This is a genomic window from Geodermatophilus sp. SYSU D00708, from assembly GCF_054050115.1.
Map to the genome: position 1 here is coordinate 54,187 of NZ_JBJGYS010000022.1, position 24,657 is coordinate 78,843.

The 24,657-nt window shown below is 75.4% G+C and carries 22 protein-coding genes; 14 read left to right on the top strand and 8 right to left on the bottom strand.

From position 1 onward, the window contains the following. Positions 1-4 precede the first annotated feature (4 nt). Positions 5-556: a cupin domain-containing protein gene (locus ACI79D_RS17870; protein WP_456919802.1), complete on the bottom strand. Its 552-nt coding sequence runs from the start codon at positions 554-556 to the stop codon at positions 5-7. A gap of 365 nt (positions 557-921) precedes the next feature. On the opposite strand from ACI79D_RS17870, the gene ACI79D_RS17875 reads away from it, so the two are divergent. The 4 genes from ACI79D_RS17875 (at position 922) to ACI79D_RS17890 (ending at position 5,189) form a co-directional block, all read left to right on the top strand. Next, positions 922-1,986 carry an ABC transporter permease gene (locus tag ACI79D_RS17875; RefSeq protein WP_456919804.1) on the top strand — a complete coding sequence of 355 codons (1,065 nt, stop codon included), beginning with the start codon at positions 922-924 and terminating at the stop codon, positions 1,984-1,986. Positions 1,987-2,102: 116 nt separating this feature from the next. Further along, a complete protein-coding gene (locus ACI79D_RS17880; protein WP_456919805.1) occupies positions 2,103-3,194 on the top strand; it encodes a sugar ABC transporter substrate-binding protein in 1,092 nt (363 codons plus the stop codon). 2 nt (positions 3,195-3,196) lie between these two features. Then, on the top strand, positions 3,197-4,720 hold the full coding sequence (locus tag ACI79D_RS17885) for a sugar ABC transporter ATP-binding protein (RefSeq protein ID WP_456919807.1): 1,524 nt from the start codon (positions 3,197-3,199) through the stop codon (positions 4,718-4,720). Positions 4,721-4,742: 22 nt separating this feature from the next. After that, complete coding sequence (locus tag ACI79D_RS17890) at positions 4,743-5,189, top strand: SRPBCC family protein (RefSeq protein WP_456919808.1); 447 nt, start codon at positions 4,743-4,745, stop codon at positions 5,187-5,189. On the opposite strand, the gene ACI79D_RS17895 is transcribed toward ACI79D_RS17890, so the two are convergent. Continuing rightward, on the bottom strand, positions 5,155-6,054 hold the full coding sequence (locus ACI79D_RS17895) for a class I SAM-dependent methyltransferase (protein WP_456919810.1): 900 nt from the start codon (positions 6,052-6,054) through the stop codon (positions 5,155-5,157). The genes ACI79D_RS17890 and ACI79D_RS17895 overlap by 35 nt on opposite strands. 73 nt (positions 6,055-6,127) lie before the next feature. On the opposite strand from ACI79D_RS17895, the gene ACI79D_RS17900 reads away from it, so the two are divergent. Both ACI79D_RS17900 and ACI79D_RS17905 read left to right on the top strand, forming a co-directional pair. Beyond that, positions 6,128-6,751: a PadR family transcriptional regulator gene (locus tag ACI79D_RS17900; protein ID WP_456919812.1), complete on the top strand. Its 624-nt coding sequence runs from the start codon at positions 6,128-6,130 to the stop codon at positions 6,749-6,751. Further along, positions 6,748-8,307, top strand: a complete 1,560-nt coding sequence (locus tag ACI79D_RS17905) for an adenylate/guanylate cyclase domain-containing protein (protein ID WP_456919814.1) — start codon at positions 6,748-6,750, stop codon at positions 8,305-8,307. Before ACI79D_RS17900 ends, ACI79D_RS17905 begins: the two co-directional genes overlap by 4 nt. A gap of 62 nt (positions 8,308-8,369) precedes the next feature. Here ACI79D_RS17905 and ACI79D_RS17910 read toward each other — a convergent pair whose 3' ends face one another. The 3 genes from ACI79D_RS17910 to ACI79D_RS17920 all read right to left on the bottom strand — a co-directional run bounded on the left by ACI79D_RS17910 (position 8,370) and on the right by ACI79D_RS17920 (position 12,028). Next, positions 8,370-9,443 carry a potassium channel family protein gene (locus ACI79D_RS17910; RefSeq protein WP_456919816.1) on the bottom strand — a complete coding sequence of 358 codons (1,074 nt, stop codon included), beginning with the start codon at positions 9,441-9,443 and terminating at the stop codon, positions 8,370-8,372. 290 nt (positions 9,444-9,733) lie between these two features. Beyond that, positions 9,734-10,204, bottom strand: coding sequence for a VOC family protein (locus ACI79D_RS17915; protein WP_456919817.1), 471 nt, complete (start codon positions 10,202-10,204; stop codon positions 9,734-9,736). 78 nt (positions 10,205-10,282) lie between these two features. Continuing rightward, entirely contained in the window at positions 10,283-12,028 is a 1,746-nt protein-coding gene (locus tag ACI79D_RS17920; RefSeq protein WP_456919818.1) for a class I adenylate-forming enzyme family protein, read from the bottom strand. An 82-nt stretch (positions 12,029-12,110) separates the two neighbouring features. Here ACI79D_RS17920 and ACI79D_RS17925 point away from each other — a divergent pair, with 82 nt between their 5' ends. Further along, complete coding sequence (locus ACI79D_RS17925) at positions 12,111-12,962, top strand: patatin-like phospholipase family protein (RefSeq protein WP_456919819.1); 852 nt, start codon at positions 12,111-12,113, stop codon at positions 12,960-12,962. A gap of 57 nt (positions 12,963-13,019) precedes the next feature. Here ACI79D_RS17925 and ACI79D_RS17930 read toward each other — a convergent pair whose 3' ends face one another. Together ACI79D_RS17930 and ACI79D_RS17935 are read right to left on the bottom strand one after the other, a co-directional pair. Continuing rightward, positions 13,020-14,591, bottom strand: a complete 1,572-nt coding sequence (locus ACI79D_RS17930; RefSeq protein WP_456919820.1) for a long-chain-fatty-acid--CoA ligase — start codon at positions 14,589-14,591, stop codon at positions 13,020-13,022. Between the two features lie 55 nt (positions 14,592-14,646). Next, positions 14,647-15,282 carry a TetR/AcrR family transcriptional regulator gene (locus ACI79D_RS17935; protein WP_456919821.1) on the bottom strand — a complete coding sequence of 212 codons (636 nt, stop codon included), beginning with the start codon at positions 15,280-15,282 and terminating at the stop codon, positions 14,647-14,649. A gap of 107 nt (positions 15,283-15,389) precedes the next feature. Here ACI79D_RS17935 and ACI79D_RS17940 point away from each other — a divergent pair, with 107 nt between their 5' ends. From ACI79D_RS17940 to ACI79D_RS17970, 7 genes are all read left to right on the top strand, one after another. Beyond that, positions 15,390-16,319 carry an acyl-CoA dehydrogenase family protein gene (locus ACI79D_RS17940; RefSeq protein ID WP_456919822.1) on the top strand — a complete coding sequence of 310 codons (930 nt, stop codon included), beginning with the start codon at positions 15,390-15,392 and terminating at the stop codon, positions 16,317-16,319. Then, positions 16,313-16,600: an acyl-CoA dehydrogenase family protein gene (locus ACI79D_RS17945; protein ID WP_456919823.1), complete on the top strand. Its 288-nt coding sequence runs from the start codon at positions 16,313-16,315 to the stop codon at positions 16,598-16,600. The genes ACI79D_RS17940 and ACI79D_RS17945 overlap by 7 nt, the downstream gene beginning before the upstream one ends. Positions 16,601-16,605: 5 nt before the next feature. Further along, positions 16,606-17,595, top strand: coding sequence for an acyl-CoA dehydrogenase family protein (locus ACI79D_RS17950; protein WP_456919824.1), 990 nt, complete (start codon positions 16,606-16,608; stop codon positions 17,593-17,595). Beyond that, positions 17,592-18,476, top strand: a complete 885-nt coding sequence (locus tag ACI79D_RS17955; protein ID WP_456919825.1) for an enoyl-CoA hydratase-related protein — start codon at positions 17,592-17,594, stop codon at positions 18,474-18,476. The genes ACI79D_RS17950 and ACI79D_RS17955 overlap by 4 nt, the downstream gene beginning before the upstream one ends. 84 nt (positions 18,477-18,560) lie before the next feature. Further along, positions 18,561-19,085, top strand: coding sequence for a 2Fe-2S iron-sulfur cluster-binding protein (locus ACI79D_RS17960; protein ID WP_456919826.1), 525 nt, complete (start codon positions 18,561-18,563; stop codon positions 19,083-19,085). Next, positions 19,082-20,077: an FAD binding domain-containing protein gene (locus ACI79D_RS17965; protein WP_456919827.1), complete on the top strand. Its 996-nt coding sequence runs from the start codon at positions 19,082-19,084 to the stop codon at positions 20,075-20,077. Before ACI79D_RS17960 ends, ACI79D_RS17965 begins: the two co-directional genes overlap by 4 nt. Next, complete coding sequence (locus ACI79D_RS17970; protein ID WP_456919828.1) at positions 20,074-22,167, top strand: xanthine dehydrogenase family protein molybdopterin-binding subunit; 2,094 nt, start codon at positions 20,074-20,076, stop codon at positions 22,165-22,167. The genes ACI79D_RS17965 and ACI79D_RS17970 overlap by 4 nt, the downstream gene beginning before the upstream one ends. A 48-nt stretch (positions 22,168-22,215) precedes the next feature. Here the strand turns inward: ACI79D_RS17970 and ACI79D_RS17975 are convergent, their stop codons facing one another. Beyond that, entirely contained in the window at positions 22,216-24,657 is a 2,442-nt protein-coding gene (locus ACI79D_RS17975; protein ID WP_456919829.1) for an FtsX-like permease family protein, read from the bottom strand.

Below are 24,657 nucleotides of genomic sequence, written 5' to 3' on the forward strand. Positions count from 1 at the left end.
CGGCTCAGGCCTCGTCGGGGAGGTTGCCGCCGACCAGCACGAAGGCCAGCAGGCACGGCTCGTCGGACCGGTTGGACCAGGCGTGCGCGGTGCCGCGCTGCACGAGGACGTCGCCGGCGGTCATCCGGACCTCGGTGGCGTCCAGGACCGCCCAGATCTCACCGCTGAGCACGATCGCGTAGTCGATGGAGCGGGTGGTGTGGAACGCCAGCGGGCGGATCTCGTTGCCGTCGGCGTCGAACCGCCACTCCCGGTCCGGCGGGAGCTCGAGCGTACGGAAGATCGTGCCCCGCTGCGGCGGCCCGACGCTGAGCGGCTGGTCCGTGTCGTAGGGGTCGCGCAGCGGGCCGGTGTTGTCCGCGGGGGAGTCCTCGGTCCGCCACAGCTGGGTGGCCACGTAGGTCGGCACCCCGTGACCGGCGGCGGCGTGCCGCCCGACGTCCTCCATCACGATCGTGGAGCGACCCTCGGCGTCGAGGCCGGTGACCAGGCGGCGCACCTTCCGCGTCGTCGGAGCGGGGTCCACGCCACTGGCGAACGGGTTGTAGTCGGCCACGTCATCGCCTCCCGGGCAGCTGTCCGGTAGGCGGTCCGGCCCCCGGCTGACCCGCGGAAGGTAGGGCCGAACGGCCGACCTGGCTATCCCGATCGCGTGCCCGCTGTCCGGTTCGCGCGACCCGTTTCGCCCCTGGTGAAGCCTCGATAACGAAAGCGAGACGCGTCTCACACGTGTGCTTGACAACACTCCGGGGCTCGCTCAAGGTCCTGCGTCAACAGCGGACAGGTGTTCGCTCTGCGAACGACAGATCGGGCACCCGAGCCCGGCCCGCGGTGCGGGCGGGGACCGCCCCACCCGGGGACGACGGAGGAGAACCACGTGGACGTCGCCAACGACCGGCCGCTCTCGGCCGACCCGCGCCGATGAGCGAGGCCGCGGTCTCGTCGCAGCCGGCCGCCGGCACCGAGCCCGGACCCCCTCCGGGGCGGTCCGGCGGGGACGGCTCACTGCGCCGTGCGGGCCGGACGGTGCTCTCGCAGGAGTACCTCGGGGTGCTCATCGCCACGGTCGTGCTGGTCATCGCGATCGGGGTGTTCTACCCGCGGTTCCTGCAGTTCGACCAGCTGATGGCGATCCTGAACCAGGCCACCTACATCGGGATCCTGGCCTGCGGCATGGCGTTCCTGCTGGCGATGCGGGAGCTGGACCTGTCGGTCGGCTCCATCTACGCGCTCACGGCGCTGGCCTGCGCGATGTTCGTGCAGAGCGGGCTGAACTCGTGGCTGAGCGCGCTGCTGGCCATCGTGGTCGGCGGGCTGCTGGGCCTGTTCAACGCGCTGCTCATCCAGTACTTCAAGCTGCCGTCGATCGTCGCGACCCTGGCGACGCTGGCCATGTTCCGCGGCCTCACCCTCGCGCTCAGCGAGGGCACCCAGGTGCTGGGCCCGCCGGTCGACGACTCGTTCTCGCAGGTGGTCGGTGGCGACGTCGCCGGCGTCCCGGTCCCCGGGATCGTCCTGGTCCTGGTGGCGCTGGTGCTCACCGTCGTCCTGCGGGCCACGCCGTTCGGCTACCGGGTCCGGTCCATCGGGTCCAACCCCGAGGCCGCCGCGTTCAGCGGCATCCCGGTCAACCGCGTCCGGATGCAGGCCTTCGTGCTCAGCGGCGCGCTCGGCGGACTCGCCGGGGTGCTCACCATCGGCTACCTGGGCGCCTCGGACCCCAACACCGGCAGCGGCTACGAGCTGCTGGCCATCGCCGCCGCCGTCATCGGCGGCACCTCGCTGGCCGGTGGCAAGGCGACCATCGTGGGCGCGGCGCTGGGGGCGGTCCTGCTCGGCGTCGTCGCCAGCGGCCTGGCCTACTTCAGCGTCCCGATCAACTGGAACCAGTTCGCCACCGGCGCGGTCATCCTCGCCGCGGTCTCCCTCGACAGCGTCGTCCGCCGTCGACGAACGGCCGCGCGCGCCAGCGCCCCCTCGCTGTAGCACCCGGCGCCTCCCCGGGCGTCCGTCCCCGATCACCCAGGCGAGCCCCTCGCTCCACCCGTCTGGGGCGTCCCCACCCTGCCCGGACCCGGGCACCATCCCCCAGGAGGAACATCGTGCGCACACGTTCGGGCGGGACCGGCCGCACCGGTCCCGCGCTGCTCGCCACGGCCATGGTCGTGCTCGTCGCCGCCTGTGGCGGCAACGACGGCGGCGGCGGTGGCGGTGCTGACGCCGCCGCGGCCGAGGACCTCAACATCGCCTTCATCGCCGCCGACGGCAGCCAGAACTTCTCGCAGGAGATGCTGGCCGGTGCCGAGGCCGCCGGCGAGGAGTTCGGCGTCGACGTCCAGGCGATCGCGCCCACCAAGCTCGACGGGCCGGCGCAGGTCAAGATGGTGGAGGACGCGATGCGCACCGCCACCGACGGCATCGCGATCATGACGCTCACCCCCGACCTGCTGGTCCGGCCCGAGGCCCGCGCGGTGCAGCAGGGCATCCCCGTCCTGGCCGTCGACACCGCTCCGCTGCCCGGCTCGAACGTGACCAGCTACCTGGGCAACGACAACGTCGCGGCCGGGTCGATGCTGGCCGAGGAGGCGATCCGCCGCCTGCAGGAGGTCGGGACCACCACCGGCTCGGCCGTCGTCGCCAGCCCCATCCCCGGCGTGCCCGCGCTGGACAACCGGGCCCTGGGCATGAAGCAGGCCTTCGAGCAGGACATGTCGGGCTTCCAGGTCGTCGGCCCGGTGGCCAGCGCCCCGGACCCGACGGCGAACTTCAGCACCTGGAACAACCTGGTCTCGGCCAACAGCGACGCCTCGGTGTTCCTCGACGCCGGCGACGCCGCCCTCGCCTCCCTGGCCCGGATCAACCGGGACAGCGGGGGTCGCTACCTGACCGGCGCGTTCGACCTCAACGAGGCCGGGCTGGAGGCCGTGGCCGACGGCACGAACTTCGCCGCCGCCGACCCGCAGCACTTCCTCAAGGGCTACCTGGCCACCCGGCTGCTCATCGAGAACGCCCTGGGCGAGCGGGAGCTGTTCGAGGGCTGGTGGGTGAGCACCGCGGAGCTGGTCACCCAGGAGAACGTCGCCGACATCCAGGCCCGCCAGGAGTCGAACGAGAACAAGCGCGAGTACTACAGCGACATCATCGACGAGCAGCTCGCCAACCCGCCGATCAAGCCCCTGGAAGAGGCGAACTAGTCGTGCTTGAGGCGCAGGGCATCCGCAAGGCGTACGGCGGCGTCGTCGCGCTCGCCGGGGTGGACCTCACCATCCGCCCCGGCAGCGTGCACGCCCTCCTGGGGGAGAACGGTGCGGGCAAGTCGACGCTGATCAAGGTCCTCGTCGGCGCGATCCGGCCGGACGCGGGTGCCCTGCGCCTCGACGGGCGCGAGCTGCGGCCCGGGACGACGGCCGATGCCGTCGACCAGGGCATCGCGGTGGTGTCGCAGGAACTGAGCCTGTTCCCCGACCTGGACGTGCTGTCCAACCTGTTCCCGATGCGGGAGATGCGCCGGGGCCCGCTGGTGGACCGCCGCCGGATGGCCGAGCGGGCCCGGCCGGTGCTGGCCGAGCTCGGGCTGGACGTCGGGCTCGAGGACCCGGTCGAGCACCTGCCGCTCGACCAGCGCCAGCTCCTGGAGATCGCCCGGGCGCTGGTGACCGACCCGCGGGTGCTGATCCTCGACGAGCCCACCTCGGCCCTGCACGCCGAGGAGGCCGACCGGCTGCACGACGTGGTGCGGCGGCTGCGGGACCGCGACGTCGCCGTCGTCTACGTGTCGCACCACCTCGAGGACGTGCTCGCGGTGAGCGACGAGGTCACGATCATGCGGGACGGCCGGATCGCGGTGGCCGCCGCACCGGCGCACACGCTGACCGTCGACCGGATCGTCGCGCACATGCTCGGCGACAAGGTGGCGGCCATCGTCGAGGAGCGCTCGCACCAGGGGCAGGCCATCGACGAGGAGGGGCCGGCGCTGCGGCTGGAGGGGGTGACCGTCCGCGGGCAGTTGCGGGAGGTGGACCTCGCCGTCCCGTGCGGCCGCGTCGTCGGGCTGGCGGGGGTGGCCGGCTCCGGGCACCGCGCCGTCCTCAGCGTCGCCGCCGGGGTGCTCCGGCCGGACGACGGGCGGGTCTTCCTCCCCGACGGCGCGCCGCTCAAGCCGAGCATCCGCGGGGCGATCAGCCAGGGCGTCGCGATCGTGTCCGGGGACCGCAAGCGCTTCGGGGTCATGCTCGACAAGCCCATCTGGGACAACGTCGGCCAGGTCGGGTCGGTGGCGCTGCGCCGGGACGGCGCGATCGTCCGCGCCGCGCGGCTGCGTGAACGGGCCCGCGAGCACGTCGCGCGGCTGGGCATCAAGACGCCGTCGGTCGACCAGGAGGTCGGCATGCTCTCCGGCGGCAACCAGCAGAAGGTCGTGTTCGCCAAGTGGCTGGAGGCCGCGCCGTCGGTCCTGCTGCTCGACGACCCGACGCGGGGCATCGACGTCGGCGCCAAGGCGGAGATCTACAACCTGCTGCGCGGGCTGTCCGACCGCGGGGCGGTGCAGATCGTCGCGTCGTCCGACCCGCGGGAACTGGCGGCTGTCTGCGACGAGGTCGTCGTGTTCTACGACGGGCGCGTCTGTGCCCGGCTGACCGGGCGGCACCTCGACGCGCACACGATCCTGGAGGTCATGAACACCGGCGTCGCGCCCGCCGACGCCGCCGCGACCGGCTGAGCGGGCGGCGGGAGGTGTCGCGGTGGCGGAGGACGTCGACGTCGTGACCGAGACGGTGGTCCGCCGTCCCTGCGCGGAGGTGGCCGCCTACGCCGGGGACCCGACCAACGCCCCCGAGTGGTACGCGAACATCGCGTCGGTCGAGTGGCGGACCCCGCCACCGGTCGCCGTCGGCTCCCGCATGGACTTCGTCGCGACCTTCCTCGGCCGGCGGCTGGCCTACACCTACGAGGTCGTCGAGCTGGAGCCGGGACGGCGGCTGGTCATGCGGACGGCGCAGGGACCGTTCCCGATGGAGACCACGTACACCTGGGAGCCGCTGGACGACGGCGGCACCCGCATGACGCTGCGCAACCGCGGCCGGCCCAGCGGCTTCTCGCGGGTGGTCCGCCCGATCATGGCGACGGCGATGCGGCGGGCCAACCGCCAGGACCTCAACCGGCTGCGGGAGCACCTGGAGCGGAGCTGACCGGCTCGGCTGCCCGGTGCGCGGTCACCAGCCAGGCCGCGCACCCGTAGGCCACGCCGTCGGTCGTCTCGTGCGCCGAGACCGAGTCGCGCAGCGCCTCGATCGCACGCGCGCGGTCGGCGTCGTCGAGCCCCTCGAGCATCCAGCCGGCCTGGCCGAGCGCGAACTCCTCGGCCTCCGCGGCGTCCCGGCCGAGGTACAGCGACCCCTCCAGGGACTCCAGGTGCACGTCGGTGAAGCCGGCGCGGGAGAGGACGGCGGAGATCCGCTCGGGGTCGCTGAGCCCGAAGGGGCCCGGCCGGTCCGGCGGGGGCAGGGGGAGCTCGCGGCCCGCGGCGAGGGTGGACACGAGCGCGGAGATCCACTCGTTGCGCTCCACCGGCTGCCAGGTGAGCAGCACCAGCCGGCCGCCCGGCCGCAGCGCCCCCGCGACGTTGGTGAGCGCCGCGACGGGGTCGGCGAAGAACATGGCGCCGCTGCGGCTGATCGCCACGTCGGCGGCGGCCGGCTCGAACCGGTGGACCTGGGCATCGGCCTGCACGAAGGTCGCGTTGGTCAGCCCCGCCGTCCGTGTCCGCGCCCGGGCCACCTCCAGCATGCGGGCGGAGAGGTCCACCCCGAGGACGTGGCCGGCGGAGGCGAGCCGGGCGGCGTCGACGGTGGTCCGCCCGTTGCCGCAGCCGACGTCGAGCACCCGGTCGGCGGGGCCGATCGCGGCCGCGGCCAGGAACACCGGGTGCAGGTCACGGACGGCGTCGTCGTAGCGGTCGGCGTGGGCCGCCCAGTACGCCCCCTCGCCGCCGTCCCAGGCGCGGGCCTGCTCGGCGTTGCCCGGATCGACACGGAGCGTCGTGGTGTCGGTCACCGTGGTCACCTTCTCGGCCGCTATTCTGCTCCCAAGGGGACTGTGCAGACGGCTTACTCCCCTTGGGAGGACCATGTCAACCCCTGGTGGGCTCACCACGACCTCGTACGCCATCCTCAGCCTGCTCGCCGTCCGGCCGTGGAGCACCTACGAGCTGACCCGGCAGATGGACCGCAGCCTCGGGCGGATGTGGCCGCGGGCGCAGAGCAAGCTCTACGAGGAGCCCAAGAAGCTCGTCGCGCACGGCCTGGCGACGGCGCGGACCGAACCGGTGGGCAAGCGGTCGCGCACCGTCTACTCGATCACCGACGCCGGCCGGGAGGCGCTGGCCGCCTGGCACCGTGAGCCGGGGAACGGCCCGGTCCTGGAGTTCGAGCAGCTGCTCAAGGTCAGCTTCGCCGAGCACGGGACGAAGGAGGACGTGCTGGCGACCCTGGCGGCCGCGCGGGCCTGGGCGGAGGAGCGCAACCGGGAGAACCGGTCGGCCGCGGAGGCCTACGCGGCCGGGCGCGGCCCGTTCCCCGACCGGCTGCCCGAGAACATGCTGGCCGGCCGGTTCCTCACCGACTTCTACCGGCTCGTGGCCGACTGGGCGGACTGGGCCAGTGCCCAGGTGGCGGAGTGGCCCGCCGCCCCGGCGGACGCCCGCGCCGACGCGGCCGAGGTCGCCGAGATCGCCCGCCGGGCCGACTGGTGAGCCCGTCCACGACCCCCACTCCGGTCCCGTCGCTGCCGGAGGAGGCGCGGCCCGACGTCATCCACCGGCTGGAGACGGTGCGGCAGTGGGAGCCCGCCGGGCGGCGGGCGGTGCCGTTCATCGCGCTGCTGGTCGTCGCCGCCAACCTCGTCGGTGTCGGGTCGGTGGCGCTGCTGCTGGTCGGCCTGTCGGTGGACGCCGAGGGCAGCAGCGGCCGGACGACGATCGTGCTCACCGCGCTGGCCTACCTCGCCGTCGCGCTGCCGCTGGGCACGCTGGCCGGGTTCCGCCAGCAGCGGTGCACGACCGAGTGGCTGAACGCCGGCCGCGAACCCAGCCCCGCGGAGGCCGAGCGCGCGCTCCGGCTGCCGCTGGACATCGCGGTGATCGCGGCGCTCACCTGGGCCGGTGGTGCGCTGCTGGTCGGCGTCGTGGGCGCCGTCGTCTCGCCGTTCCCGGCGGTCGGCGTGCGGATCGCCCTGGCCGCGCTTCTCGGCGGCGTGGTGACCACGGGGGTGACCTACCTGCTCACCGGCCGCGTCGCGCGCGGGGTCACCGCCCGGGCGCTGGCCGCGCACCCGCCGACCGGTGCGCTCCGGCTCGGCGTCCGGCCGCGGCTGCTGCTGACCTGGGGGCTGACCAGCGGCGTCCCGCTGCTGGGCCTGGTGCTGCTGTTAGTCGACCCCAGCAACCCCGAGGGTCCGGAGCGGGGGCCGGTGGTCTTCCTCGCCGTCGTGGCGCTCCTGGTCGGGCTGTTCGCCACGCTGCTCACCGCCCGGGCCATCGGCCTGCCCCTGAGGGCGCTGCGCCGTGCGGTGCAGCAGGTCGGCACCGGCGACCACGACGTCCGGGTCACGGTGGACGACGCCGGCGAGATCGGCCTGCTCCAGGAGGGCGTGAACACCATGGCCGAGGGGCTGGCCGAGCGCGAGCGGCTGCGCGACCTGTTCGGCCGGCACGTCGGGACGACGGTCGCGCAGCAGGCCCTGGCCATCGGCGCCTCGCTCCGGGGCGACGTGCGCACGGTGGCGGCGCTGTTCGTCGACATCGCCGGCTCGACCTCGCTGGTCCGGCGCACCGGCCCGGAGGAGATGGTCGACCTGCTCAACCGCTTCTTCTCGATCGTCGTCGAGGCGGTCGAGGACACCGGCGGCCTGGTGAACAAGTTCGAGGGTGACGCGGCGCTGTGCGTCTTCGGCGCTCCCAGCGACCACCCCGACCCGGCCGGGGCGGCGCTGCGGGCGGCCCGGCGCATCTGCACCGCGGTCGCGGCCGCGGGCGAGGTCGACGTCGGGGTGGGGGTCGCCTGCGGCCCGGTGTGGGCCGGCCAGGTCGGTACGGCCAGCCGGCTGGAGTACACGGTGATCGGCGACCCGGTGAACGAGGCGGCGCGGCTCACCGACCTGGCCAAGGACCACCCGAGCCGCGCGGTGGTGTCCAACGAGGTGATCCGGGCCGCGCGCGGGCTGGAGGCGCAGCACTGGGCGCCCGGCACGGTGGTCGAGCTGCGCGGCCGGGACGAGCCGACGCAGACCTGGGTGCTGACGATCGGCTGAGAAAGGACCCCCCTGCCCCCCGCCACTCGCAGGCTCGCGGCGGGACCCTGCAGGGGGGCCGTTCAGACGGCGGCGGCCTGCCCGCCGCCGGTGGGCATCCGGCCGGCGGTCGGGTGGGACTTCACCACCACCAGGACGTCGTCGGGCTGCAGCGTGCCGATCAGCGGGTCGTCGAACCGCAGCGTCCGGCCGCCGCGGGTCACCGACAGCACGATGTCGCGCAGCTGCCGCGGCCCCAGGCCGACCTCGTCGGCGGTGACCCGGCGCTGCTTGAGGTCCAGTCCGTGGCCGCCGGTGACGAGGTCCTCGACGACGGCGACCACCCGCGGGCTGTCGGTGGACAGGCCCAGCAGCCGGCCGGAGGTGGCCGACGTGGTGATGACCGTGTCCGCGCCGGACTGGCGCAGCAGGTTGGCGTTCTCCTCCTCGCGCACCGACGTGGTTATCGGGACGCTCGGGTTGAGCTGCCGCACGGTGAGCGTGATGAGCACCGAGGCGTCGTCCCGGTTGGCCGCGACGATGACCGCCCGGGCCCGCTCCACCGAGGCCCGCCGCAGCACCTCGGTGCGGCCGGCGTCGCCGACGATCCCGGTCAGCCCGACCGAGTTGGCCTCGTCGATGGCGCGGGGCTCGGGGTCGACGACGACGATCTGCTCCAGCGGCGTGCCGTTGGCCTGCAGCGAGCGGATCGCGCTGCGGCCCTTGGTGCCGTAGCCGCACACGATGACGTGCTGGCGCACGCGGGACCTCCAGCGACGGATGCGGAACTCCTCCCGCGAGCGCGCGGTGAGCGCCTCGAGGGTCGTTCCGATGAGGACGATCAGGAACAGGATGCGCAGGGGGGTGATCACCAGGATGTTGACCAGCCGGGCGCCGTCGGTGATCGGCGTGATGTCGCCGTACCCCGTCGTCGACAGGGTCACCGTCGAGTAGTAGACGGCGTCGAGCAGCCCGATGCCGACCTGGTCGCCGTCGCGGTAGCTGTCCCGGTCCAGCCACACGATGAACACGGTGAAGACGAGGACGGCGGCCGCGATGACCACCCGGCGCCACACCTGACGGGTCGGGGACTCCTCGACGTGCGCCAGTTGGACGCCGGCGTGCTCGGGCGTTCCGTCGCCGGTCGGGAAGGTCACCCCGCGGACGATAGTGAGCCGGAGGCGCCGGTGCGTGAGCGCCGCACCCCTCCGGGTGAGCCGTGGCCGGTGCAGCCGCCGGCTCCGGGCGGCCCCGCGGACTCCTGACCCGTCCGCGGTCGACGGCCCACGGCGTCAGCGGTCGTCATCCGCGCGGACCTCCCCGCGGGACGTGCGGCGAGGAGTGGGCCGTGCCGGGGCGTTCCCGCGGGAACGCCCCGGCGTCCGTGCGACCGGGGCTGTCGCCCGTACCGCACGACGACGGCGCACGCGCGGGACGTGGTGGTGGGTCAGGCGGGGGCGTCGGCGTCCTGCATCGGGGCCGCGGGCGCCTCGGGGCCCCGCTCCACCGCCGCCGGGTCCATCCACATGACCTGCCAGCCGTGGCCGTCGAGGTCGAAGAAGCTGCGTGAGTACATGAAGCCGTGGTCCTCGGCGCCGTCCGCCTCGGAGCCGCCTGCCGCGAGCGCCGCGGCGCTGACCGCCTCGACCTCGTCGCGGGACGACACGCTGAAGGAGTACAGGGCCGAGGTGCGGGTGGTGGGATCGGCGATCGGGAGCTTGGCGACCTCCGCGAACTTCTCCCGGCTGAGCAGCATGACGGAGGCGTGCTCGCCGACCAGCATGCACGCGGCGGTCGCGTCGGTGAACGCCGGGTTGAAGCCGAACCCGAGCTGCGCGAAGAACGCCTTGCTGCGCTCGAGGTCCGCGACGGGCATGTTCACGAAGAGCATGCGGCCGGGGTGTGCGGAACTGGTCATGCTGGGTCTCCACTCGGTGGCGCGACGGCGTACGTCCTGGTGGACCGGCACGGCCGGCGGAACCCATCGGTGGCGTCGTCAGCCGCCGGTGACCGCGGCGCGCTCCCGGGCGGCCAGCTCGCGCTTGAGCACCTTGCCCGCCGCCGACACCCGGATCGCGTCGATGAAGACGACGTCGCGCAGCCGCTTGTAGGGCGTCACCCGGCCGTTGACCGCGGCCATGACCGACTCGGGCGTGAGCGCCGCCCCGGCGGCGTCGTCCCGGCGGACGACGTAGGCCACCGGCAGCTCCCCGGCCTGCTCGTCGGGGCGGCCGACCACCGCGGCGCCGGCCACGCCGGGCACGCCGAACAGGACCTCCTCCAGCTCGCGCGGGAAGACGTTGTAGCCCTTGTAGAGCAGCATGTCCTTGGTGCGGTCGACGATCGACAGGTAGCCGTCCTCGTCCAGCACGCCCACGTCGCCGGTGTGGAACCAGCCGTCGGCGTCGATCGCCTCGGCGGTGGCCTCGGGCCGGTGCGCGTACCCGCGCATCACCTGCGGGCCGCGGATGCACACCTCGCCGCGCTCGCCGGGCGGCAGCGGGTCGCCCCCGCCCAGCGGCCGGATGGTCACCTCCGTGTCGAAGACCGGTACGCCGACGGTGCCGGCCTTGCGGGTGCCCGAGCGGAACGACGGGTTGCCGGTGGCCTGCATGGTCACCTCGGTGAGCCCGTAGCCCTCGCCGATGACGGCGTCGGGCAGCAGCGCGCGCAGCCTCTCGATGAGCGGCACGGGCAGCGGCGCGGCGCCGCTGGAGACCCCGCGCACCGAGGAGAGGTCGGCGTCGGCGACCCCGGGCACCTGCAGCAGCGCGACGAACACCGGCGGTGCGCCGCCGATCGACGTCACCCGGTACCGGACGGCGTCCTCGACGTACCGCGCCGGGTCGAAGCGCCGGTGGATCACCGTCGTCGTCCCGGCCATGACCAGGCCGTTGAGGTAGCCGATGGCGCCCATGGCGTGGAACCACGGGGTGAGGTTGATGATCCGGCCCTCGCCGAGCCGGGTGGGGACCTCGTCCGGGCCGAGCACCTGGCGCAGCGTCACGTCCCCGGCCGCGTCGAGCTCCGGCAGCGACCCCGACGTCCAGCAGCCCGACTGCAGCACGTTGGTGACCACGGCGCGGTGCGGCAGCTCGACGCCCTTGCTGACCCCGGTGGTGCCGCCGGTGTAGGCCAGGTGCGCCAGGTCGGCGGCGACGTCGAGGTCCGCGTCGAGGTGCCGGTCGGCCGGGTCGGCGGCGAGCAGGTCGGCCAGGTCGACCTCGCCGGGCGCGAGGCCGTCGAGGCGGGCGGCCAGGTCGGTGGTGTGCGCGGGGCCGGTGACGACGACCGTCCCGACGGCGGTGCCGGCCAGCGCCGTCCGCACGAGGGGCAGGACCTGATCCCAGGTGACCAGGACGCGGACGCCGGCGTCCGCCAGCTGGGCGGCGAGGTCGGCAGCCGGCAGCAGCGGGTTGGTGGGGGAGAAGGTGGCCCCGGCGAGCAGGACGCCGTAGTAGACGGCCGGGTACTGCCGGCAGTTCGGCAGGTGCACCGCGACGACGTCCCCGCGGCCGACCCCCGAGTCGGCCAGCCAGTTCGCCACCGCGTGCGCCCGCCGCGCCAGCTCGGTGAAGGTCAGCTCGACGTCGGAGTCGACGAACGCGACGCGGTCGCCCCAGCGCCGGGCGGCCGCCCGCAGGACGGAGCCGACCGGCACCGCCGGGTAGTCCAGCGAGCGGGGCAGGCCCGGCGGCCAGCTGCGCGCCGACGTGCTCGGCGGGGCCTGCGGTGCGGTCATGCGGGTCCTTCCTCGGCGGGGTTCCCAGCGTGGCGCACGTCACAACCCGTGTCGAGAGCCCACCGTGGGTGAGGATGGACCGATGAGCGACCAGCGCACGGCCCTCGTCCTCGGCGGCGGGGGAATCACCGGCATCGCCTGGGAGATCGGCGTCCTCGCCGGCCTGGCCGAGGCGGGCGCCGACCTCACCGGTGCCGACCTCGTGGTCGGCACGTCCGCCGGGTCGGTGGTCGGCGCGCAGGTGACCAGCGGCGCGGACCTCGAGGCGCTGTTCGCCCGCCAGCTCGAGCCGCCGACCGGCGAGAAGGTCGCGCGCATGACCCGCGCGGCGCTGGCCCGCTACGGCTGGGCGATGCTGCGCAGCCGGCGGGACGACGTCGCGTTCCGCCGTCGGGTCGGCGCGCTCGCGCTCGCCGCGGAACAGGCGGGCCTCACGCCGCCCGAGCAGGAGCGGCTCGACGTCATCGGCTCCCGGCTGGTGAGCACCGAGTGGCCCGACCGGGCGCTGACGACCACCGCCGTCGACGCGGAGACCGGCGAGTTCCGCACCTTCACCCGCGACTCCGGCGTGCCGCTGCTGCTCGCGGTCGCCGCCAGTTGCGCCGTGCCCGGCGTCTACCCGCCGGTGACCATCGACGGCCGCCGCTACGTCGACGGCGGGATGCGGTCGGCCGCCAACGCCGACCTCGCCGAGGGCTACGACCGGGTCGTCGTCCTCGCGCCCATCCCGCGCGGCGTGGGGCCCATGGCCAGCGTCGACGCGCAGGTCACCGGGATGGTCGCCCGCGTCGCCGTCGTCTCTCCGGACGAGGCGAGCCGGCGGGCGATCGGCCGCAACGTCCTCGACCCCGCTGCGCGGGCCGGGTCGGCGCGGGCCGGCCGCGCCCAGGCCGCGGGCGTGGCCCAGCAGGTCGCCGAGGTCTGGCAGGGCTGAGGACAGCTGAGCGGAGTGCCAGGGGCGCGTTCTCCGCGCCGTGGCACTCCACTCCACTCACACGGCCGGGTCGGCGACGAGGGCGCCGGCCGAGTGCTCCTCGCGCAGCCGGGTCTTGAGCACCTTGCCGCTGGGGTTGCGCGGCAGCGCGCCGACCAGCGAGTACTCCCGCGGGTTCTTGTAGCGGGCCAGCCGCTCCCGGCACCAGGCGGCCAGCTCCGCGGGCGTCGGTGGGTCGGCCGGGTCCCGCGGGGCGACGACGGCCAGCGGCGCCTCCCCGTAGCGGGTGTCGGGGACGCCGATCAGCGCCACCTCGGCCACCTTCGGGTGGGCGGCCAGCACGTCCTCGACCTCGGCGCAGTACACGTTCTCCCCGCCGGTGATGATCATGTCCTTCTTGCGGTCGACGACGTAGAGGTAGCCGTCCTCGTCCTGCCGCACGAGGTCGCCGGAGTGGAACCAGCCGCCCGCGAACGCCTCGGCGGTCGCCTCGGGCTTGCCCCAGTACTCCTTCATCACCATCGGGCTGCGGTAGACGATCTCGCCGACCTCGCCCTGCGGGACGTCGTCCATCGCGTCGTCCACGATGCGGACCTCGACGTTGAGCATCGGCGTGCCGATCGAGCCGATCTTGCGGACGGCGTCCTCCCCGCGGAGGAAGCAGGTGACCGGGCTGCACTCGGTCTGCCCGAACGCGGTGACCACCTCCGCCTGCGGGAACGTGTCGATCATCGTGCGCAGCAGCGTCGTCGACGCCGGCGCCGCGCCCCACGAGATCCGCCGGAGCGAGGACAGGTCGCGGGAGGCGATGTCCGGGACGGCGACCACCGCCGCCCACATCGCCGGCACGAGGAAGAGGTTGGAGATCCGCTCGCGCTCGATGAGGTCGAGCGTGGCCACCGGGTCGAACCCGCCCGAGCGCAGGATGACGTGGGTGCCGCCGAGCAGCAGCGGCGGCAGGCCCCCGGCCAGCCCGGCGATGTGGAACAGCGGCGCCCCCGGCGCGCCGACCCGGTCGGCGGGGTCGACGCCGAGGTGGGTGACCTGGCTGAACGCGTGCACCAGCAGGTTGCGGTGGGTGAGCACCGCGCCCTTGGGCCGGCCGGTCGTGCCGGAGGTGTACATGACGAAGGCGGGGGCGGTCTCGTCGAGCTCGACGTCGAGCGGCTCGCTGCCGGCCGCGGCCAGGGCCGCCTCGTACTCGTCGCCGATGGTCAGCACGGTGCGGACGCCGGGCACCTGCTCCCGGGCCTTGGCCGCCACCTCCGCGAGGGCGGGGTCGACCACGAGGGCGACCGCGCCGCTGTCGGCCAGCACGTAGGCCACCTCGTCGGCGACCAGCCGGAAGTTGACGGGGACGACGATCGCGCCCAGCCGCACCCCGGCCAGGTAGGACTCCCACACCTCGAGCGAGTTGAGCCCGAGGACGGCCACCCGGTCGCCGGTGCCCACGCCGCGCTCGGCCAGCGCACGGGCCAGCCGGCTCACCCGCGCGTCGAGCTCGGCGTAGCTGCGGCCGGTGCCCTCGAACCGGAGCGCGACGGCGTCCGGCGTCCGCCGGGCCCAGCGGGCCAGCTGGTCGCTCGCGGTCATGCCGCGGCCCTGCAGCCGGGGGATCTCGACGCTCACGGGCCCTCCTCGCAGAGCGGGACCCGCGTCATGCTCACGGCGGCCTGCGCCGGGGTCAACCGCCGAAGAGCATCCGCTCGGCGAGCCGCTTCCACAGCGCCACGTGCGGGTCGGTCGCGGCAGGGCGGTCCTCGAAGGCGTAGACGACGGCGACCCCGCGCATGCTGGTGAACAGCAGCTCGCAGGTCTCGGCGTAGAGCGGGGCCGCGGCGATCTCCGGCCCCCAGATCTCGTCGGCCACCGCGCGGATGGCCGCCCGGAGGCGCCGCTCCTCGGCCCGCAGCGCCGCCCGCAGCTCGGGGTCGGTGCGCGCCGCCGTCCACAGCTCGGTCGCGGCCCGGAACGGCGGCTCCTGGAACGTCGCCCACATCAGGTCGATGGCGCGGTCGACCCGCTCGGGGCCGGCCGGCTGGTCGGCCATCAGCGCCGCGGCCCGCTCGCGGACGGCGGCCAGCAGCGTGGTCGACAGGTGCTCGGCGGCGGCGACCAGCAGCTCGGCCCGGCTGGGGAAGTGGTGCAGCAGCCGCCCGCGGGACACCCCCGCCCGCGCCTGCACGGCCAGGGTCGAGGCTCCGGCGTACCCCTCCTCGACCAGGCAGGCCACGGCCGCGTCGAGGATGAGCGCCCGGCTGCCGGCGGTCCGCGCGGAGCGGGAACGCGGGCCGGGCGGCGCGGCGGGGTCGGCGGTCACCGCGCGAGCGTAGGGCCGGGGGACCGCGCCGAACAGTCACCGTTGACCGTTCCGGGGAACCGCTGCCACGCTGCCGCCGTCCGCACCGACGAGGGAAGGCGCCGCCCGTGGACTTCGACGACACCCTCGACGAGGCGGCCTTCCGGGCCGGCGTCCGCGCCACCCTGCAGGAGCACGCGGGCGAACTGCTGCACGTCGGCGCGGGGGAGGAGGCGGTGGACGCGCGCGCGCACGAGGCCGCACTGCGCCGGACCCAGCGGGTGCTCGCCGAGGCCGGCCTGGTCGGGATCCCCTGGCCGCGCGAGTACGGCGGGCAGGGCGGCACGCTGGTGCAGCAGGCGATCGTGCAGCAGGAACTGGCTCGCGCCCGGGTGCCCACGTTGATCAACCACATCGGGCTGGGCATGTGCGGGCCGACGGTGATCGCGCACGGCAGCGAGGACCAGAAGCGGCGGTACCTGACCCGGCTGCTGCGCGCCGACGACGTCTGGTGCCAGCTGTTCAGCGAGCCGGCGTCGGGGTCCGACCTCGCCGCGCTGCGCACCACCGCCGTGCGCGACGGCGACGACTGGGTGGTCAACGGCCAGAAGGTCTGGACGACGCTCGCGCACGTCGCCGACCTCGGCATCCTGCTCGCCCGCACCCACCCGGACCGGCCCAAGCACGCCGGCCTGACCATGTTCGTCGTCGACGTCCACGCGCCCGGGGTGACGGTGCGGCCGCTGCGGCAGATGGTCGGCTCGGCCGGGTTCAACGAGGTCTTCTTCGACGACGTCCGCATCCCCGACGCCGAGCGGCTCGGCGAGCCGGGCGAGGGCTGGCGGGTCGCGCTGACCACGCTGATGAACGAGCGCGTCGCCATCGGCGGGGCCGGCAGCGACCTCGGCGTCCCGGTGGAGACCCTGGTCGCGCACGCCCGCGAGCGGCTGCCGCGGCTGGACCCCGAGCGGCAGGTGCTGGCCCGCCAGGCGGTGGGCCGGGCCGTCGTCGCGTCGCTGGCCACCCGCTACACCGGCTACCGCGGTTCACGGTGCTGAGCAAGGGCGGCGTCCCCGGGCCGGAGGCGAGCGCGGGCAAGCTCGCCGGCACCGCCGCGGCGAAGCTGGTCGCCGACGCCGGCGTCCGGCTGCTCGGCGACGACGCGGTCTACGCCGCGACCGCCGACGGCGACGACACCTGGCAGCGCAGCCAGGGGTACCTCCCGGGCCTGGCCATCGCCGGCGGCACCGACCAGGTGCTGCGCAACGTCCTCGGCGAGCGGGTGCTCGGCCTCCCGCCCGAACCGCGCACCGACAAGGCCTGGCCGATGGCGAGGTGACACCGGTGGACTTCGACCTGGGCCCCGACCAGCGCGACGCCGCCGCCGGCGCCCGCGACTTCTTCCGCGGCACGGCGTCGGCGGCCGCCGCCCGGACCGCGCTGGAGGGCGGCGCGGTAGCGCCCGGCCACGAGGCGCTGGCCGACATCGGCTTCCTCGGCATCACGGTCCCGGAGTCGGCGGGCGGTGCCGGCGGGTCGCTGCTCGACCTCGCCGTCGTCGCTGAGCAGGGCGGCGCGGTGCTCGCCGGGCCGTCGCTGGTCACCGCCTCTCGTGCCGCGGTGCTGCTGGGGGAGCACCCCGACCTCGCCGCGCGCCTGGCCGACGGGTCCGCGCGGTTCGCCGTCCTCGACGGGCCGGGAACCGGCTCGGCGCCGTCGATCGACGCGGCCGGGGCGGCGCTCTTCCTCGCTCTGGACGACGGCGCGCTGGTGGTCGGCGAGGGGGAGGCCACGCCGGGGAGGCCGCTCGACGCCACCCGCGGGCTGGCCTCGGTGCGGCTGACCTCCCGGCGGGTGCTGGCCGACGACGCCGCCGGCCTGTGGACCCGCGCCCGGCAGGTGGCCACGGTCGTGCTCGCCGCCGAGGACCTCGGTGCCGCCAACGCCGCCGTGCAGATGGCCATCGGGTACGCCCAGCAGCGGGAGGCGTTCGGCCGGCGGATCGGCTCCTACCAGGCGGTCAAGCACATGCTGGTCGACGCCTGGGTCGGCGTGGACCAGCTGCGCTCGCTGGTGTGGTGGGCGGCGTGGGCCGCCGACGCCGCGCCCGACGAGCTGCCGCTGGCCGCGTCGGCCGCCAAGGCGCAGGCGGCCGAGGTGCTGGAACAGGCCGCCGAGGCCTGCATCCATGTGCACGGCGGCATCGGCTTCACCTGGGAGCACGACGCCCACCTGTACTGGCGGCGGGCCAAGGTCGACCGGCTGCTGCTGGGGGACGCCGCCGAGCACCTCGACGCCGTCGCCCGCCTCGCCGTGGCCGGCGCGCTGGGATGACACCGACCCAGCTGCGGTACGCGGTCTCCGACGGGGTCGCCACGATCACCCTCGACCGGCCCGACCGGCGGAACGCCTTCACCGCGGTCATGGCCACCGAGCTGGCCGCCGCGGCCGCGGCCGCCGACGCCGACGACGCCGTCCGGGTGGTCGTCGTGACCGGCGCGGGGCGGGCGTTCTGCGCCGGCGCCGACCTGGGCGGCGGGGAAGGCACGTTCTCCGACCGCGCCCCGCACCCAGACCCGGTGCCCCGCGGCACGGTGGACGGCGTCCCGCGGGACTGGGGCGGGATCGCGTCGCTGCCCTTCGCGGCGCTGCGCAAGCCGGTGGTCGCCGCGGTGAACGGCCCGGCCGTCGGCATCGGCGCGACGCTGACCCTGCCGATGGACGTCCGGATCGCCGCGGAGTCGGCGCGCTTCGGGTTCGTCTTCCCGCGCCGCGGCATCGTGCCCGAGGCCGCCTCGTCGTGGTTCCTCCCGCGGGTGGTCGGCATCAGCCAGGCGATGGAGTGGGTGGCCACCGGCCGGGTCTTCGACGCCGCGGAGGCGCTGCGCGGCCGGCTGGTCTCCCGCGTGGTGCCCGACGCCGACCTGCTGCCCACCGCCCTGGCGCTGGCCCGGGAGATCGCCGACAACACCTCCGGGGTGGCGGTCGGGGCGGCCCGGCAGCTGCTGTGGTCGATGCTGGGCGCGCCCTCGCCGTGGGACGCCCACCGGGCCGAGTCCCGGGCGCTGGTCGAGCTCGGGGCCGGACCGGACGCCGCTGAGGGGGTCGCCTCGTTCCTGGAGAAGCGGCCGCCGCGGTTCACCGCGCGCCTGGGGGAGGGGGCGGTGGCCGGCGTCCCCCGCTGGCCGCAGCCGCCCGCCGACGTAACGCCGTAGCGGAGTGCGAGAGCGCAGGTAACCCGCGTCGAGGCACTCCGGTACCCGGTTTGGCCACACCGGTTGCTCGGGCAGGAGCGCCGCGTGGACACCGAGATCACCCTGCGGGTCGACGGCGCGGCGCACCCGCTGCGCGTCGACACCCGCACCACCCTGCTCGACGCGCTGCGCGAGCGGCTGCGCAACACCAGCCCGAAGAAGGGCTGCGACCACGGCCAGTGCGGCGCGTGCACCGTGCTGCTCGACGGCCGCCGGGTCAACAGCTGCCTGGTGCTGGCGGTCACCGTCGACGACGCCGAGGTCCGGACGTCGAACGGGCTGGCCGCCGACGGCGAGCCGCACCCGCTGCACCGGTCCTTCGTCGAGGGCGACGCCTACCAGTGCGGGTACTGCACCCCCGGCCAGGTCTGCTCGGCCGCCGGCGTGATCGAGGAGGCCCGGGCCGGCTGGCCCAGCGCGGTGACCGCCGACCTCACCGCGGACGACGTCGAGCTCACCGACGCCGAGATCCGCGAGCGGATGAGCGGCAACCTGTGCCGCTGCGCCGCCTACGCGAACATCGTCCCGGCGGTGGCCGAGGTGGCGGCGGCGAGCGGGGTGCGCCGGTGAGGGAGTTCCGCTACGAGCGCGGCACCGACCCCGCCGCCGCGGTCGCGCTGCTGGCCGCCGAGCCGGGCGGGGCGTTCCTCGGCGGGGGCACCAACCTCGTCGACCTGATGAAGCTCGGCGTCGCCACGCCCGACGTGCTGGTCGACGTCCGCACCCTCACCTCGCGCGAGGTGACCGACCTCCCCGACGGGGGCCTGCGGATCGGCGCCGGCGTGCCCAACGCCGACCTCGCCGCCGACCGCCGCGTCCGCGAGCGCTACCCGGTGCTGGCCCAGGCGCTGCTCGCCGCCGCCTCCGGGCAGCTGCGCAACCGCGCCACCACCGCCGGCAACCTGCTGCAGCGCACCCGCTGCGGCTACTTCACCGACGTCACCAAGCCGTGCAACAAGCGCCAGCCCGGCACCGGCTGCGGCGCGCTGCGCGGGTTGCACCGCAACCACGCGATCCTCGGGCAGACCCTGGAGGGGCCCGGCGCCTGCGTGGCCACCCAGCCGTCGGACATGGCCGTGGCGATGGCCGCCCTCGACGCGGTCGTGCGGGTGCTCGGCCCCGACGGCGAGCGCAGCGTCCCGATCGGCGAGCTGCACCGGCTGCCCGGGGACGACGCCTCCCGCGACACCACGCTGCGGCACGGGGAGCTGATCACCGCCGTCGACCTGCCGCCGCTGGGCATGCCGTCGCGCTACCTGAAGGTCCGCGACCGGGCGTCGTTCGCCTTCGCGCTGGTCAGCGTCGCCGCGGCGCTGCGGGTCGAGGACGGCGTGGTCGCCGACGTGCGGCTGGCCCTCGGCGGGGTCGCGCACAAGCCGTGGCGGGCCACCGCCGCCGAGGAGGTGCTGCGCGGGCAGCCGGCCACCGAGGAGGCGTTCGCCGCGGCCGCCGGCGCCGAGCTCGCCGCGGCCACCCCGCTGCGGGACAACGGCTTCAAGGTGCCGCTGGCCCGCAACGTCGTCGTCCGCACCCTGCTCGAGTTGACGGGAGCGACCGCGTGACCACCCTCGACCGCGTGATCGGCGCGGGCATCGACCGCATCGACGGCCCCGCGAAGGTGCGCGGCACCGCGCCCTACGCCTTCGAGCACGACCCGGGCGAGCCGATCGCGCACCTCGCGCTGGTGCAGAGCACCGTCAACCGCGGCCGGATCACCCGGCTGGACCCGACCCCCGCGGAGGCCCTGCCGGGCGTCCTCGCCGTGCTCACCCCGGCCAACGCGCCGCGGCTGTCCGGGGACCTGCCCTCCGACCTGCCGGTGCTGCAGTCCCTGGACGTCCACTACCAGGGCCAGGTGGTGGCGGCGGTCGTCGCGGAGACCTCCGAGATCGCGCGGGCTGCGGTCGGGCACGTGGCGGTCGACTACGCGGCCGAGCCGCCCGACGTGCGGCTGGCGACCGACCGGTCCGACCTCTACGCGCCGCCGCAGGTGATGGCCGGCTACGAGACCGACTCGGTGATCGGCGACGTCGACGGCGCGCTGGCCGCGGCGCCGGTCGTCGTCGACGCCACGTACGAGACGCCGACCCAGCACAACAACCCCATCGAGATGCACACCTCGATGGCCCGGTGGGACGGCGACAACCTGACGCTGTGGGACGCCAACCAGGGGCCGCACACCATCGTCAAGGACCTCGTCGCCGCCTTCGGCCTGGAGGAGGGCCGGGCGCGGGTGGTCTCGCCCTACGTCGGCGGCGCGTTCGGGTCGAAGGCGTTCACCCACCCGCACCAGATCCTGGCCGCGATGGCCGCCCGGGTGGTGGGGCGCACCGTCGTCCTCGAGCTCACGCGGCAGCAGATGTTCAGCCTGGTCGGCCACCGGACGCCCACCATCCAGCGGCTCCGGCTGGGCGCCGACCGCGACGGCCGGCTCACCGCGGTCAGCCACGAGGTCGTCGAGCACACCGCGCGGATCAGCGAGTTCGCCGAGCAGACCGCGACCTGCACGCGGGTCATGTACGCCGCCCCGAACCGGCGGACCACGCACCGGCTGGCCCGGCTCGACGTGCCGCCGCCGACGATCATGCGCGCGCCGGGGGAGACCCCGGGCATGTTCGCCCTGGAGTCGGCGATGGACGAGCTGGCCCACGCCGCCGGCGTCGACCCGGTGGAGCTGCGCGTCCGCAACGAGCCCGCCGAGGACCCCGAGCGGGGGATCCCGTGGTCCTCTCGGTCCCTGGTGCCCTGCCTGCGCACCGGCGCCGAACGGTTCGGCTGGGCCGGGCGGGACCCGCGGCCCGGCGTCCGCACCGACGGCCGCTGGCTGGTCGGCACCGGCGTCGCCGCCGCCACCTACCCCGCCCGGCGGCGCAAGGCCGACTGCCGCATCTCGGTGGACGGTCGGGGCCGCTACACCGTCGAGATCGACGGCTCGGACATCGGCACCGGCGCGTGGACGGCGCTGTCGCAGATCGCCGCCGACGCGCTGGGGGTGGGCATGGGCGACGTCGAGCTGCGCATCGGCGACAGCCGGCTGCCCTTCGCCGGCGGGGCGGGCGGCTCGACCGGGCTGGCCTCGTGGGGCTCGGCGATCGTGCTGACCGCCCGGGAGGTGCGCCGGCGGCTGGAGGGCTTCGGCGGCCAGCTGCCCCCGGACGGCGTGACCGTCGACGGCGGCGTCGACGGCCCGTCACCGCACGCCGAGCGGTACTCGATGCACTCCTTCGGCGCGCACTTCGTCGAGGTGCGGGTCGACGCCGACACCGGGGAGGTGCGGGTGCCGCGGGCGACCAGCGTGTACGCCGCCGGGACGATCGTGAACGCCAAGACCGCGCGCTCCCAGTTCCTCGGCGGCTTCTGCATGGGCCTGTCGATGGCGCTGCACGAGGAGTCGGTGCAGGACGAGGAGTTCGGCCACTACGCCAACCACGACCTGGCCGAGTACCACATCGCCACCAACGCCGACGTCGGCGAGATCGACATCTCCTGGCTCGAGGAGGAGGACCCGCTGGTCAACGAGCTGGGGCTCAAGGGCATCGGCGAGATCGGCATCACCGGGGCCGCGGCCGCCGTCGCCAACGGCTACTGGCACGCGACCGGCAAGCGCATCCGCGACCTGCCGATCACCCCCGACAAGTTCTTCCGCCCCTGAGCGGAGTGGGAGGGACGCGTTCTCCGCGCCCTCCCACTCCACTCGGGCTCAGCTCGCGATGGCGGCGACGGGGGAGGTGCGGACGGCGCGGCGGGCCGGCAGCACCGAGGCGAGCAGCCCGGCGACCGTGGCGACGGCGACGATCGCGGCGACCTGCAGCCACGGGACGTCGACCACCACCTCCCCGGCCATGCCGAGCACCGACGCCGTCCCGGTGACCCCGTAGACCCCGCCGAGGACGACGCCCAGCACCGCGGCCACCCCGGAGACGAGCACCGCCTCCCAGGCGAGCAGCGCACGCAGCTGGCGGCGGGTCAGTCCCAGCGCCCGCAGCAGGCCGTTCTCCTGGCGGCGTTCCACCACCGACAGCGCCAGGGTGTTGCCGACCCCGATCAGCGCGATCACCACGGCCACCCCGAGCAGCCCGGTGACGACGAGCAGCAGCACGTCGAGCACGTCGTTCATCTGCTCGCGGAGGCTCACCAGGCCGGTCACCTGCGCGTCGGTGGTCGCCGTCCCGACGGTGTCGGTCACCGCGTCGACGACCGCGGTCTGGTCGCCGCCGTCGGCCAGCCGCAGCCACACCTGGCTCACCGGGGCGTCCGGGGCGAGTCGGGCCAGGTCGGCGGCGAGCACCAGGGGAGGGGCGTCGCCGTCGACGACCTGGGCGCGCAGCGTCTGCGACCCGCCGGCTCCCGAGAGGGCGACCGGGGAGCCGTCGGTGACCGCCCAGGAGTCGGCCAGCCACTCGGGGACCAGCACCTCGCCGGCGTCGGGCAGCGGGGTGTCGGCGGTGGACCGCAGCACCGGGACCGCCGTCGCCTCGTCCACCCCGTAGACCGTCCACGGCTGCCCGTCGGGCCCGGTGAGGTCGGCGGCCGGCAGCGCCGTTCCGCGGGCGACGCCGTCGACGCCCTCCAGCCGGGCGAGCAGCGAACCCGGCAGCTCTCCGGCGAGCCCCTCCACCACCACGTCGGCGGGGTAGGCCGCGGCCAGGCCCGCGGCCGCGGTGGCCCGGGTCGACGCGGTGCCCACGACCATCGCCGTGGTCAGCGTGACGCCGATGAGCAGCGCGGTGGCCGTCGCCGCCGTCCGCCGCGGGTTGCGGGTGGCGTTGCCGGCGGCGAGCCGCGCCGGCACACCGGCACGGGCAGCCAGGCTCCCGGCGGCGCGCACCACCGGCGGGACCGCCCGCTGCGCCAGCAGCACGACGCCGAGGAAGCTCAGCACCCCGCCGGGCAGCGCGACGAACACGCTGGCCACCGCCACGCCCAGCGCCAGCAGCGCGGCACCGGGGAGGAGCAGCAGCAGGCCGAGGACCAGCCGCAGCACCCCGGGCCGCGAGCGCAGCGGGGCGGGGTCGACCGGCCGCAGCGCGGCCAGCGGCGCCACCCGGGTGGCCCCGCGGGCGGGGGCCAGCGCGGCGAGCAGCGTGGTGAGGGTGCCGACCGCGAACCCCGCGACGACGGCGAGCCAGGGCACCGACACCCCCGACAGCGGCACCGGGGACTCCACGCCCCCGGCCAGCGCCGAGACGGCGGCGGCCAGCCCGATGCCGGCGCCGACGCCGAGCGCGGAGGCGGCCAGCCCGGTCAGCACCGCCTCGCCGAGCACGCTGCGCCGCACCTGGCGGGCGGTCGCGCCGACGCAGCGCAGCAGCGCCAGGTCACGGGTTCGCTGGGCCAGCAGCACGGCGAAGGTGTTGGCGATGACCAGCCCCGCGACGACCACGGCGACCGTGCCGAAGACCAGCAGCACCGCCGTCAGCGCCATGGCGTTGCCGAGCATGCTGCCCGCGCGCTCCTCGGCCTGCTCGATGCCGGTGCGGACGGTCACCCCCCGCCCGTCGAGGGCGCCGCGGGCGTCGGCGGCCAGCGCGGTCTCGTCGGTGCGCGGCCAGCCGGCGATGCGCAGCTCGGTCGGGTCGACCGCGCCCCACGCCCGCGCCCGCGCCGGGGTGGTCCAGGCGCGGCCGTAGAGCCCCGCCTCGGGGTCCCCGCCGAGGTCGACGACGCCGGTGACGGTGACGGGGGTGGTGGTCCCGGTGCCGCCGTCCACCTGGAGCACGTCGCCGACCGCGGCGCCGACCCGCTCGCTGACGGCCACCTCGCCGTCCCGGTCGGGCAGCGAGCCGGCCGACAGTCGCTGCCAGCGCAGCGCGGGGTCGTCGGCGACGGCGCCGACCACGACGTACTGCGCGCCCGCCCGGCCGGGCACGACCGCCTGCACCGACGTCTCCCACTCGGGGGCCACGGCCTGTACGCCGGGCAGCGCGGTCAGCGCCGCGACGTCCCCGGCCAGCGACCCGCCGTCGTCGGAGGTGACGACGACGTCGCTGCCGACGTACCGGGCCCCGGCCGTGGTGAGCACCGTGGTCCGGGTCGTCTCGTTGAGCACCAGCGTCGCCACGACGAAGGCGACGGCCAGCACGATCGCCACGCAGCAGGCGACCAGCCGCGCGCCGTGCGCGCGGACCGACGCGAGGGTCAC